This is a genomic window from Aurantibrevibacter litoralis (genome assembly GCF_034651555.1).
GTDB classification, from domain to species: domain Bacteria; phylum Bacteroidota; class Bacteroidia; order Flavobacteriales; family Flavobacteriaceae; genus Aurantibrevibacter; species Aurantibrevibacter litoralis.
Window position 1 is genome coordinate 1 of record NZ_JAYEEQ010000024.1, and the last position, 12,779, is coordinate 12,779.

Here is a 12,779-nt window from a genome sequence, read left to right on the forward strand (position 1 = left end):
TCTGCGTTCCATAATACAGTAAATTTAGAATAAAAAATTAAACTTAAATTACTGTCCTATTTTTGGGGGAAATTATAAAATGACGTTTAAAGGTGGATAGGCTCATGTTGGCTAAAAACGCAATTTCCGATAGGTTAAGGTCAGAGTTGATATTGGCTTCTACAATGTTTTTAAACGTTGTGCGGGTAGTGGACGCTGCACAGCCTCGAATATAATTAATGAACTGCGCTTCGTATTTATGACATAGGTACAACATAATTTCCTCGAATTTAACGTCTAACAACGGTTTAAGGGGCGTTTTTAAATTTAAAATTATGGTGATCGAATTAACAAACGAAAAAATAAAATCATCATTTTGAATCACAAAAAATGGAGACTCCGGATGTTGTTGTTTTACGTAATTACCTAGTACATCTTCATGTTTTTTTAGGAAATTTGCAATGCTTTTGTCGGTAAAAAAGAAGAGCTTGCAGTAATATACATGGTCATTATCGGGTAATTCGGTCATTAAACAATTGCCAGATCGTATAAGAACAGATTGACTTTTGTTTACTTCTACAAATGCATTTTCAAAATGTACTTTTTTTTCTCCGGTCTGTAAAAAGCTGAACATATTGGAGGTAAGGTTTACCTTATTTTTGACCACTTCTTTGGTCATTTTAAAATCATGAACTAAAAAATCTGTTTTTTCTGTTTGTGCGTGAAAATACGCATCCGGGATGTTTTGAATCATGGCAATGTTCTTCTTAAAAAAGCAATTAAAAGTACTTTATTTTTTACGAAGTGCTTATTTTTTAGGAATGCATCAACCCTTCAAAAATCTGTAAGGTTTCTATCACGGCTTTTTCAGGAGTAAGTGCGGTATCGGAAATACCGGATATTACTCGTGTTATATTATGATCTACCGAACCCTTTTTATTCCAAATTTGGGGTGTTGCTGCTGTAAGATAGGCCGAAAAATTATGATGTCCCGAACCTGGACGTTCCCCTATAATGTGGATGATGCCTTTTTTCATAGCATTTTCAGAAGCACCAAACAGCAATTCTCCACACGCGTATCCTGCACGTACTCTACCGTGGGTAATTACAATGTGTTCGTTTGATACACGAAATCCGTTGTGCTGTAGCCCTTGTCGAAGGCGCTCCAGAAATGGCCGCAGATGCCCCTCATCCATTAAGGCTCTTGCATTGAGTCCGTCCGAAATAAGGAGTTGCACATCGGGCTGGTCATTGCCCCATTGCCTGCGTACATTGTTTACTATGGCGATCGCTTTAGGACTTAATTTTTCTCCGGATTCGGGATGATACACATAATCCTGTCGATCTACCGACTTTGTACAAATGTGGGTTGCCCCTGAAATAGAAGCTACAAAGTTGGCATTCATTTCGGTCCACAGGCTTATTTTGGCATCTTCATATAATCGGCGGACTTCCGCCTCCAGTTTGGGCTCTAAATCCCAATGATTTTTCCCAAAACCTTGCGCAATAGGAACGCCTCTGGTTTGGATGCGTTGCATACATTGTTGTCCTTCTTCGTAAATCGTTTTCTTACTTCGGGTATCATTTTTAGCCCGTTGGTATTGGTAATATACCCAAAGTGGATCGCCAAAATGTAAAGTAGGATGGCCTAATTCATCAATCACCTCTAATTTTTTAAAAAAGTCCCACATGGCATCGTTTACTTTATACCCAAATTGATGTCGAATTCTAACATGGTCGTTAAAGGCCGTAGTAAGGTAACTAAGCATGGGGTCGTTTTTGGTAGGTAGTGCCATAAGATAGGCCGGATTGGCAGGCATAATCTGATCTATGCACCAATTAAGGTCGTCTAAGGTAACATCCATATGCAGTGTAGAACAAATATCTAAACCAATGGTAAGCCCGTGAAGTTTGCCCATAACCGTATCTTCCAGACAACAGCGCACTAGTTGTTCTTTGGTACGAAATACCTCGGGACCAATAAACCCTGCTACATCATTTACAAAAACCCAAGGCGTTTTATCGGGTGATTTTCCTTTTGTCATCGCCGCTTTTAAGGCCCGAACAAAACCATATTTTCGAGATTCGTGCAGTACCATATCAAAACCTTCACCGTGTCCGTTCGTAAAATCGGCACCCTGTCCGGTTTCGCCATACAAACCGTATTGCCCTGTTCGTTTCGATAGGTGTTGTACCATTTTCGCAATGGTAACATCAAAAGTGGCATTGGCATTTACCGTACCGGCCAAACTCTGAAACCACACGCCTGTGGTGCCCGGCTGTTTTTTTTCCACCTCGGCTTGTACATCAATATGCGCCAACACACAATGGGGTATGATGTCTTGAAGTTTAAAAGTGGTTATGATATCAAAAAGGGCGGCTTCTATTTTGGCAACGGAAGCGGACTCGCTAGATACAGGATTTGTGCCTAATACGAGATCGCCCACGGCGTAGGACCAGGCATTGAATACCTGCCATGTAATATCTTCAATATTATCGGTAGGGGAGTTGGGCTGTATGCGCGCACTAAGATATCCCTTGCTGCCAATTTTACTGTTGGGCAACGGATTGAATACCTTTTGTCCTACCTCAATAAGGTCTTGGTTCGGCATCAATTTTACCAAACAGCCGATACAATCACTACTCAATGCGGGCATTATTTTTTTAATATCCGCTTCAGATCGGGTTAGTACGAATTGTTTTAGTTCATACAACGTCATTTGTTCCACCTCCGGATCAGCGGTGGTATCTGTGCGAATCAGTCGCCAAACATCGTCTTCATAAACAGGATGTGTATTTATATCGCCTATTTTGGTCTGGAACAACAGGGTTCGGGCATTCTTGCGAGAGGCTTCAGAATCGGCCGAAATACCAAGCGTAAGATCTCCTTCTTTAAATTCATTTGCTGCCCCTAGAATTTGACGGTAAAGGCTAAGATTCTTACCTCCGGTAGTCCGTTGTATGTACGAAAATAGATCTTCGCCCGGCTGCGGAGTGCCCACATGAACACCTGTATGTTCGTGATTTAGCTTCGAATCCGAAATTAGACCACATCCCTTGGTGAGGATTAGGGTTGATGCTAAGATGCCTGTTTGTGCCATAAATCGCTTTCGGGATATTGGGGTCATAACCTGCTACGTTCATTGTTAAGTTAGTGGTTGCGTATTATTTCACGCTAAAGGAGTGCTATTCCCTTTTGTTAAACCTTGCTAAAAACCTTATGTGAAACGCTTTTTAAAGATACAAAGGATTTTTCTTTCTGTGAACAGAACCCCTGATTTTACTATAAAATTAGGAGGCGTAGATATCCTAAGGGTCATTGTATAACTACATGGGGTACAAGGAGCCTCCTTTTAGCCATGGCTACTGTAGTTATGGTTCAGCGTGCTTGGGTTTCTGATTAGGGTAAGAAATCGTAGAGAAAGTGCACCTTTGCCTGTGGCAATATTCCATTACCTCTAGGACGATGAGAATCGTTTTTTTGGAGTACTATTACAGTATATCACGGATTCCTTTTTTTACTAATTTATTCTAAAGATTCCCCGACCCTTGGGTCGGGGTTTCCTATTTATCGCTCCTTTGGAGAGGTCGGAACTGCCTTTTTGCAGTTCCGGGTGAGGTAAAATACAAAATTTCGGTTTTTGACCCAAAGGCCAAAATGAAACTGGCGAAACCCGTACTGAACGCAGTAGAAGTATACCTACCCCTATGGCTTGCTTCGGGGATAGTCAGTTTAAAGAAATTTTTTATTCCAAAATTTCACTACACTACCCGTGGCTAACTATTTTTGCCGCCCTCTGTAGCGTAACTGCCCCAAACTAATCTTTACCAATATCCTTATAGGTATACTGGCTCTTTTGCCAGTCTATTTTCGCATCGGGGTAGTACTTAACATTCATTCGTTCCAAATACGGGGCTTGGTGGCCTAGGCGTACTTTATAATTTTCCCAGTCCCTGTTTTCTTGAGTAGACCAACCCAATTCCGCAATCCCAATGACCCGTGGGAATGCCAAATATTCTAACTCGTCTATGGTACCTATTGTTTCGGACCATAAGGGGGCTTCTATACCCAATATATTTTCTATGGGAATGCCTTCATACGTTTCCGGCGTCCATACATAAGCGGTATCTACCGGAACGTAACCGGCCCAGTGCAGTCCATATTTAGAAAGGGTATCGTACTGCATATCTAAATAGGCTTTTTTTGCCGGTGAAAGAATTACCTTCATGCCTTTGGCTACAGCTGTTTTAGCATTTTCTGCACTACTCCAGAACTGTGCAATAGCATTAGAATCTAAATCGGCGGTTACAATCTCGTCCCAACCAATTACTCGCTTCCCGTACTTCTGCACAATTTTTTCTACCTTATTAACAAAATGGATGTAATCTTTTTTCTTTGTCACATGACTTTCATCTCCCCCAATATGAAAATAAGGTCCGGGCGTTAGGGCGGCAATTTCTCGTACTACATCATCGATAAAGGCATAGACCGTATCTTTACGGGTGTCAAAAGTGCTAAAACCTACTTTCATCCCCGTGTACAAAGAAACCTTTTTTCCATTTCCATTTAAAAAGGGATAGGCTACAGAGGCCGCATTGGTATGCCCCGGCATATCAATTTCCGGCACAATGGTAATATAGTGCTTGGCGGCATACGCTACAATATCTTTATAGTCTTCCTGCGTATAAAATCCGCCAGGGCCTCCACCCACTTGGGTACTGCCTCCTATTTCGGTAAGTTTGGGCCATGACTTTATTTCAATACGCCAACCTTGATCGTCCGACAGGTGTAAGTGCAGCACGTTGTACTTATAGTACGCCAAATGGTCTATGTATTTTTTTACATCGGCCACACTAAAGAAATGCCGCGCCACATCTAACATGGCACCGCGAAAGGCGAAATTGGGATGATCATCAATTTTTCCGGTGGGAATGAGCCACATTTTATGGGGAGCAAGCGTGTCGTTGCTGTTATTGGGGATAAGCTGCCGTAAGGTTTGTACCCCCCGGAAGGCACCTTCTGCACTTTTAGAGGTAATACGAACAGAATCTTTAGTGATGGTTAGTTCATACGCTTCATGGTTTTCAAGATGGGCGTCCTCTGTTTGTTGAAGGTACACAACACGCTCTACAAGACCAGGACTGGTTTCATTTACGGGGATCCTAAGCTGTATATGTTCTTTAATTTTATCTGCTAAAAATAGACCCACCTGATGGTACTCATCATCGGGCGTGGTTACAATGGCTGTATGTTGGTCCAAGGCAAAAGCACTATGGGAAGCGTTTGATGTTAGGGGTTTAGGGATGAGATTTTCTGCCGTTAAATCCGTGACCGGAAATAGAATTTCTTTCTTTTTTTGGGTTTCGGTACAGGCAATAATCCCGGCAATGCCTACCAGGACTATGATGGTTTTGGTTACTAGTGAGGTTCTCATACGTTGGATTTAGTTTATGTAATTTTTTATAACGGAATACCAAAGATCGTAACCTTGGGCATTCATATGCAAGTTGTCTTGGGTGAAAAGAAACGCTTTTGGTCGGCCATTTTCCAGCATCACATCCCAAATGTTAGCATAAGCTACGGCACTATGCCGTTGCGCAAGTGTTTCTATTTTTCTATTTAATCTTTTATACCTTCTGCGGAGATGCCAACGCGAAGGACTGGGCTTGGCCGAAAGGAGTACAATTTGTGTGTTTGGGTTATGTTGATGAATGGTGGCTATAATTTTTTGAAAATCAGTGAGTACTACGTTTACCCTTTTTTTATTGGCGATATCATTATCACCTTCATAGATAAAGACTTTTTTAGGCTTGTACCGAAGAATTAAGGGTTCGGAATACGCCAAAAGATCGGAAGCTTCAGAACCGCCGAAACCCGTATTTACGATATGGGCATCAGGAAATCGCTGTTCTAAATCGTTCCACAGTCGTATGCTGGAACTACCGGTAAAAACGATGGTTCCCGTTTCCGGTTCATGGAGCGTTTCATATTTTTTATAGATGGCGTTTACCTCTTCCTGAAAGCGGAGGGCATTTTGCGATTGCACCGTAAGCGGAATCCAAAGAAATAAAAATAATAGTTTCATTATAGGGCAATTTTTGCCGTTGAAAGATAGGTTTAATTTGAACAAAATTAAAACCCGCAAAAGTCGAGTTCATCCAATTACATTCCGCCTCTGGGAACGGTAATGCCTTCGGCCAAAGACCATTCATAAAAACGTTCAATCCATTTGTCTGAAGGTAAGTTTTGTTTTCGCATGCCAAAACCATGGCCTCCTTTGGCGTACATATGCATGCCTACCGGTTTGCCTGCCTGTAGCCATGCGGCATATAAGGAGGCACTTGGGGCTGCCAAATCTAGCGGGTCATCGGAAGCACAGATTACCAACATAGGCGGTGCATCTTGGGGCACTTCATAGTCGCCGACTACAGTCATCCAAGGATATACAGGAACTATAAAATTGGGTCTATTTTCTTTTGTAGCTTGTAGGGCTACCCCCATGGTAACCGCTCCTCCGGCCGAGAAACCCATAAACCCAATTTTGTTAGGGTCAATATTATATAAGGCAGCATTGGCACGTACTTCGGCAATAGTTTTTAATCCATCTTCGACGGCTAAGGGCAGTATGGGTTTTACATTCGTAATAACACTGGCTCCGGCTTCGGTAATTTCTTTTACACCATCTGCTCCGGTGGGATATAGTCGATATTTTAAAACAAATGCCGTGATACCTTTTTTATTCAGCCATTTTGCGACATCGTTCCCTTCGCTGTTGATGCTCAGCGCATATAAACCGCCACCAGGGGCAATAATAACCGCCGTGCCATTAGCTTCTTCGGCATTAGGCCTAAAGACTTCCATAGTAGGTACTGACACATTGGTAACAACCTGCGTTTGCCATATATCAGAGTAATAACTTTTTTCGCTGCCTTCCCAACTTACGGTAGACGACGGCTTATAGGGTAACTGAATAATTTCTTGAGACCAGCTTATAGCGGTACACAATAAGAGAAGGGTACTAAAAAAAGAATTCCTCATTTTTATAGGGTTAAGTGTTAAAACGATATATTTTGATTGCCTTAAAATCGGTGTGTGCTATACTGTGATCCTTTCGTCCGCTAAAGATACCAATTTTAACAATGGCGGTAAAGCTAAAATTTAGATGATTGCGAAGTGATGCTTCTACATTCTCCATTTTTTGCCCTAAAATAGGGCGTCATAAAAAAAGACGTATTTTATATTTATGAGCGCTCCGGATAAAGTTCGTCGTAGCTTACCATTTTATTGGGCCCCATGCGATGTAAGATGTGTTTCCGTTTAATTTCACTGACTTCAGTAACCCCTAAAGCCGCAATCATTTCGGTAAAAGAATGTATGGTTCTTTTATGAAAATTTGCCACCCGTATCGATTTATCTCCTACATCTAAACCTTTCATAAGGCTTTTATTTTGTGTAGCCACTCCCACCGGGCAGGTGTTGGTATTGCACTGCAATGCTTGTATGCACCCTATAGCCATCATCATGGCACGGGCGCTGTTTATTGCGTCTGCCCCTAAAGCCATTAGGCGAATCATGTGAAAAGAGGAAAATACTTTTCCCGATGCAATCACTTTAATTTCCTTTTTTAACCCATGTTTTTTTAAGCAGTCTACCACGAGTGTCAGGCCTTCGCGCAGCGGTAACCCTAGGGAATTGGTGAACTCTACCGGTGCAGCCCCGGTGCCTCCCTCACCACCATCTACCGTAATAAAATCGGGAAGGATTTGTGTTTTTAGCATAGCATCACAGATTTCTTCGAACTCCGAAGGACTACCTACACACAATTTAAATCCAATCGGTTTTCCTTGTGATAAATCTCGAAGTTGCTGCACAAAATGCAACAAGCCTTCTGCGTTGTTAAAGGCGGTATGGTACGGAGGCGAAAGTACATCGGTAAACGGTTTTACCCCTCTTATGGTGGCAATTTCAACCGTGTTTTTTGCGGCCGGTAAAATACCTCCATGACCCGGTTTCGCACCTTGAGATAGTTTAATTTCTATCATTTTTACATTTTCTTTCAGGGCATTTGCTTTAAAATTATCGGGACAAAAGTGCCCGTCTTCGGTACGGCATCCAAAATATCCTGTACCTATTTGCCAGATAAGATCGCCCCCTCCTTCTAAATGATAAGTGCTGATACCGCCCTCTCCGGTATTATGAGCAAAGCCCCCAAGTTTTGCGCCTTTGCTTAGTGCCAAAACGGCATTTTTACTCAATGAGCCAAAACTCATAGCAGAAATGTTTAAAATACTGCCGCTATAGGGTTGTGTACACCTTTGTCCTCCAAAAAGCACTCGGGGATTTGCATCTACCTCTTCATGGCGCTTGGGGTACATAGAATGTGCCATACATTCGTATCCTATTCTATACACATCCGATTTTGTGCCGAATGGGGTTGTATCATTCACATTTTTTGCCCTTTGGTACACTAAGGATCGGAACATTCGGTTTACGGGAGTTCCCTCCATGTCCGTTTCTACAAAGTACTGTTGTATTTCCGGACGGAACGCTTCCAACAAATACCTAAAGTGACCAATAACCGGAAAATTATTTCGAATGGCCTGCTTTTTCTGTAAAATATCTCCTATACCGATAAGGATGAGCGGCGCAAAAAACAAGAAACTCCACAAAATAGGTTTCCAAAATATGGATACGAATCCAATGAGGACAACGACAATGGTTGCAGTTAAAATAAAAATCTCTCTAGGTTTTAGTTTCATGGAAATGATTTACAGGTTGGTTAAATAGTCGCGCAGGCCGTAACTGGCTACAACGCCTTCGCCGGTCGCAGCAGCAACCTGAGCAATTGCACCTTTGCGCACATCGCCTGCGGCAAATATGCCTTCTACATTTGTTTTGTTAAGTGCTTTAGTTAATATATGCCCACTATCGGACAGATTTAAAAGGCCTTCAAAAGATGAGGTGTTGGGTATCAATCCAATAAAAATAAATACGCCATCTGCAGCAATTTCCAGTGGTTTTTCAGTTTCATTGTTTACCACCTGTACAGCCTTAAATGTGCCCGAAGTGCCCGCAACAAACTTCGTAGGGGTGTGGTTCAATACTACGTCTATATTTTTAAAGGATTTTAGTTTTTCAATGTAGGTTTCCGTGGCCGAAAATTCCTTTGAGCGATGAATTAGGGTTATTTTTTTACAGAATCCGGCCAAAAACATACCTTCCTCTAAGGCTGAGTTACCACCGCCAATAACAATAACCTCTTTATCTCTATAGAAAGCACCGTCACAGGTAGCGCAGAAATGGATGCCGGCACCAATGAGTTCTTCTTCACCGGATATTCCCAGCGTGCGGTAGGTGCTTCCCGTGGCAATTACAATAGTTTTACCAAAGAAAGTTTTGGATGTGGTGTGTATTTTAAAATGATGTTCCGTTTTTTCGATTAAGGTTACGTCCTCTCCGGTTTCAATTTTAGCACCTAAGGTGGCAGCCTGTTGTTCCATTCTGTCCATTAAATCCGGGCCGGATACTTCATTAAACCCCGGGTAATTCTCAATTTTTTTTGTTATAAAGGCATTCCCTCCTATATTTTTTCGCTCTAAAATAAGCGCATCATACTTGTCGCGTTGCGCATAAATGGCGGTAGTGAGTCCGGCAGCGCCACCACCAACGATCACCACGTCGTAAATACGTTTATCCGCAGGGGCGTCTAATTTTAAAATCTCGGTAAGGGTCTTATTGTCAGGATTAGTATATGCTTTTTCGTTTAGAGTAATAGTGGGGATAATGCGTTTGCCATTGTTGATTTTTGTAACAAAATCGGCCGCTTCGGGTGTGCTATCGACATCTACAAAGACAAAGTTGAGCTGGTTGTCCTGTAAAAACCGTTTTGCTCTTCGGCAATCGGGACACCAATCGGCACCATAAACTACAATTTTACCTTGCCCATTGATGCCTAATAGAGCGGCTAGTTTATAGTTTTGAGGATTACTGTAGCTTGTACCATCGATAAGAAGCGTGGGGATGATCCGTTTTCCGTTATTGATGCCCTCAACTATTTTACTGGCCTCGGGATCTATATCTACATTTATATAGTTGTAGTCAACATTGTTTTTTTGTAAAAAGTCTTTGGTTCTTCGGCAATCGGGACACCATTCTGCCCCATACATGGTAATCTGCATTTACATTAAATTTTAAAAATAGTTAAGAGCCATAAAAATATAGGATTTAAAATGATTCGCTGCACCTAAGTTCACTTTTGTTTCTGTCGCAAAAGGTAGCACAACATAACTAAAGGGCTTAGAGAACGTCTTTTGGACTGTTGAGAAATGAGGCCTATAGGAAAAAATGAGACGATACATAAGCCTTTAGGGAGGAGGCTGGCGTATCATGGTTGAGAAAGGTTCCTTTTCTAAAATTTGGTATAGTTTGACGCAAATCGTTTGATGTGCATGTAATTTATCCTTTAGTTGAAAGACCAAATGTTCGCGTATCAATTAAAAATACGCTTTCTTTACTATAATTTCAATCGTATTAAGAAAAGACCATAATGCAATTCAAATTGAAAACAATAACCCTTAAAGGGGCCTTTGCAGCCTTATTTTTTGTAAGTGCCGTACAGGGGCAAAATCAGGATGTTCTTATTGAAATTATTCAAGCACAGGGTAATGTAAAAATGTTAAAGGGAAGAGGCGGTAATATAGCGGTTCTCGCTGGTGTAGATAAAGTGCTTTTGGTAGATGATCAGTTTGCTGATATGACCCCAAAAATTTTAGCTGCGGTGCGCACGGTGAGCGATAAACCGGTTCATTTTTTGCTAAATACCCATTGGCATGGTGATCATACGGGTGGAAATACAAATATTGGTGCCATGGGTACCACCATAGTGGCACATGAGAATGTTAGAAAAAGATTGAAAGACGATCAGACAACGAAAAATCTATCTCAATCGGATGCATTACCCGAAATTACCTTCGCGAACGGATTAAATTTCCATTTCGACGATGAGGAAATCACTTTTTTTCATAGTCATAGGGGGCATACCGATGGGGATGCCATGGTGTATTTTATGACCAGTAATGTATTGCACACCGGCGATTTATTTTTTAATGGTCGATATCCCTATATCGATCTAAATTCGGGGGGCGACGTACAAGGCTATATAAAATCTGTAGAACACGCCCTAATGCTGATCAATGAAGATACGGTAATTATTCCCGGTCATGGGGAATTGGCAACCAAAGAAGAATATCAAGATTTTTTAGAAATGCTGCGTTATTTGGAGAAAAATATTTCAGGGGCTATACAATCCGGGAAAACGAAAGAGGCAATATTGGCCGATGCCTCCCTGACGCAAAAATACGATGCTTTGCAATTTGGCACCGGATTTATAAACGGAGAACGTATTCGTCAATTATTTTATGATAGCCTGGTTGCGCCCTTAGAACAGGAATAAAGTACGGGTTAATAACCCAATTAAATGTTAAATTTGACTGTAATTATACGAAAAACCTCCTTTTTTTGGTTAATACAATGGGCTTGTTTAGCAGCCCTTTCTAACGCAGTAAAATACTTGAAAATGAAGTTCCAAACCCATCATCTACGTTTCTTTGTACTTACTTTTTGTGTTGTTTTTTTATTAGAAAGTTGTAACCAAAAAAATGCCGTAGAACGGCTTCCCGAGGCACAAATAGCGGCAGAACCAGCAGAACCTTTGGTGTTGCCCGCTTCCAAAACAGTGGTGTCCAATTCAGGGCTTACGGTGAATCCTGCGCATGGCGAACCCGGACACCGTTGCGATATTCAGGTGGGTGCTCCCTTAAATGGCAGTGCTAGTACTACGGCACCTTCGGTGTTTGCTCCGGTAAATCAGGCTTCTGTAGTAACCAATACGGCTAATGTAAATCCGGCACACGGACAACCGGGCCATCGCTGCGACGTGGCCGTTGGTGCACCTTTGTAAAGAAAGGATACAGTAGATAGCTGTTTTAATAGCCCACGGTTTAAACCGTGGGCTATTGTTGATGTATCATAATTTTAAAATGGTTTTAACCATTTCATTTTTTAGGTATTCTCAATAATTTGATTTTTGTCTTTCGCCAATTCGGAAAATTAATACACCAATTGACTTATTTGGTAATATGAGTCTTTGGTGTCGGCTAAATTGTCTTGCGATTTCGTATGCAATATTTGATCAACAGGAGTTTCGATTGTTTCTTGAATGTTTTTATTCATTTGTTTTGACAACGAAAAATCGGTTACCTGCTAAACTAAAATTTATGGAAAGACATCTTTTGAGGCTTTGTGATTCATGCACTTGCTTGTATTCGCCGAACTACCATACCTGAATGGTTATTGCTATATTTGATACAATCTTATTTGTTTTTAACAGTGTAGCCTATGAAGTTTTATCCGTTTTTTCTTTACGTTACTTTGTCTTTTATAATTTTTTCAGCGTCGCTGGTTTCTGCGCAGAGCACAGAAAATCTACCGGCCACAAAAATCGTAGTTCAAAACCTATACTATCCTAAACCCGGGTTAGAAACCGAAGTGTTTCAATGGCGTTTGCATGCTTCAGCCGTTCGGGCGAAATTGCAACTGCCCGTGGGGCGTGTATTACAACGTATTGATACTGTAGATGGGCAACCGTATGTCATTTGGGAGTGCGAGTATCCCAACCTTGATGCCCGGGCTGCAGATGTGGAAAAGATAGGGGAGTCCAAGGAATTTGAAGAAGTTCAACAACATATGGGAACCCTACTCGCAAAGTTTGAGCGTTCGGTGTGGTACGTACATTAAACGC

The 12,779-nt window shown here is 41.5% G+C and carries 12 protein-coding genes; 3 read left to right on the plus strand and 9 right to left on the minus strand.

The window, feature by feature from the left end:
• Positions 1-43: 43 nt before the first annotated feature.
• The 8 genes from U1E44_RS15030 to U1E44_RS15065 form a co-directional block, all read right to left on the minus strand.
• On the minus strand, positions 44-733 hold the full coding sequence (locus tag U1E44_RS15030) for a hypothetical protein (RefSeq protein WP_322931929.1): 690 nt from the start codon (positions 731-733) through the stop codon (positions 44-46).
• A 61-nt stretch (positions 734-794) separates the two neighbouring features.
• Positions 795-3,107 (minus strand): ethanolamine ammonia-lyase subunit EutB, encoded by a 2,313-nt coding sequence (gene eutB, locus U1E44_RS15035; protein WP_322931930.1) that lies wholly within the window; start codon positions 3,105-3,107, stop codon positions 795-797.
• 690 nt (positions 3,108-3,797) lie between these two features.
• Positions 3,798-5,414 carry a family 20 glycosylhydrolase gene (locus U1E44_RS15040; RefSeq protein WP_322931931.1) on the minus strand — a complete coding sequence of 539 codons (1,617 nt, stop codon included), beginning with the start codon at positions 5,412-5,414 and terminating at the stop codon, positions 3,798-3,800.
• Positions 5,415-5,423: 9 nt separating this feature from the next.
• Positions 5,424-6,065, minus strand: coding sequence for a GDSL-type esterase/lipase family protein (locus U1E44_RS15045; protein WP_322931932.1), 642 nt, complete (start codon positions 6,063-6,065; stop codon positions 5,424-5,426).
• A gap of 77 nt (positions 6,066-6,142) precedes the next feature.
• Positions 6,143-7,018, minus strand: a complete 876-nt coding sequence (locus U1E44_RS15050) for an alpha/beta hydrolase (RefSeq protein WP_322931933.1) — start codon at positions 7,016-7,018, stop codon at positions 6,143-6,145.
• Positions 7,019-7,028: 10 nt separating this feature from the next.
• Positions 7,029-7,175, minus strand: a complete 147-nt coding sequence (locus U1E44_RS15055) for a hypothetical protein (protein ID WP_322931934.1) — start codon at positions 7,173-7,175, stop codon at positions 7,029-7,031.
• A gap of 46 nt (positions 7,176-7,221) precedes the next feature.
• Positions 7,222-8,739 carry an FMN-binding glutamate synthase family protein gene (locus U1E44_RS15060; protein ID WP_322931935.1) on the minus strand — a complete coding sequence of 506 codons (1,518 nt, stop codon included), beginning with the start codon at positions 8,737-8,739 and terminating at the stop codon, positions 7,222-7,224.
• Between the two features lie 9 nt (positions 8,740-8,748).
• Positions 8,749-10,158: an FAD-dependent oxidoreductase gene (locus U1E44_RS15065; RefSeq protein WP_322931936.1), complete on the minus strand. Its 1,410-nt coding sequence runs from the start codon at positions 10,156-10,158 to the stop codon at positions 8,749-8,751.
• 380 nt (positions 10,159-10,538) lie between these two features.
• On the opposite strand from U1E44_RS15065, the gene U1E44_RS15070 reads away from it, so the two are divergent.
• Together U1E44_RS15070 and U1E44_RS15075 are read left to right on the plus strand one after the other, a co-directional pair.
• On the plus strand, positions 10,539-11,432 hold the full coding sequence (locus U1E44_RS15070) for an MBL fold metallo-hydrolase (protein ID WP_322931937.1): 894 nt from the start codon (positions 10,539-10,541) through the stop codon (positions 11,430-11,432).
• A 123-nt stretch (positions 11,433-11,555) separates the two neighbouring features.
• A complete protein-coding gene (locus U1E44_RS15075) occupies positions 11,556-11,939 on the plus strand; it encodes a hypothetical protein (protein ID WP_322931938.1) in 384 nt (127 codons plus the stop codon).
• Between the two features lie 149 nt (positions 11,940-12,088).
• On the opposite strand, the gene U1E44_RS15080 is transcribed toward U1E44_RS15075, so the two are convergent.
• Positions 12,089-12,211: a hypothetical protein gene (locus tag U1E44_RS15080; protein WP_322931939.1), complete on the minus strand. Its 123-nt coding sequence runs from the start codon at positions 12,209-12,211 to the stop codon at positions 12,089-12,091.
• A gap of 165 nt (positions 12,212-12,376) precedes the next feature.
• Between U1E44_RS15080 and U1E44_RS15085 the strand changes: the two genes are divergently transcribed.
• The gene (locus tag U1E44_RS15085) at positions 12,377-12,775 is read left to right on the plus strand and encodes a hypothetical protein (RefSeq protein ID WP_322931940.1); all 399 of its coding nucleotides are present in this window, start codon (positions 12,377-12,379) and stop codon (positions 12,773-12,775) included.
• Positions 12,776-12,779: the final 4 nt, after the last annotated feature.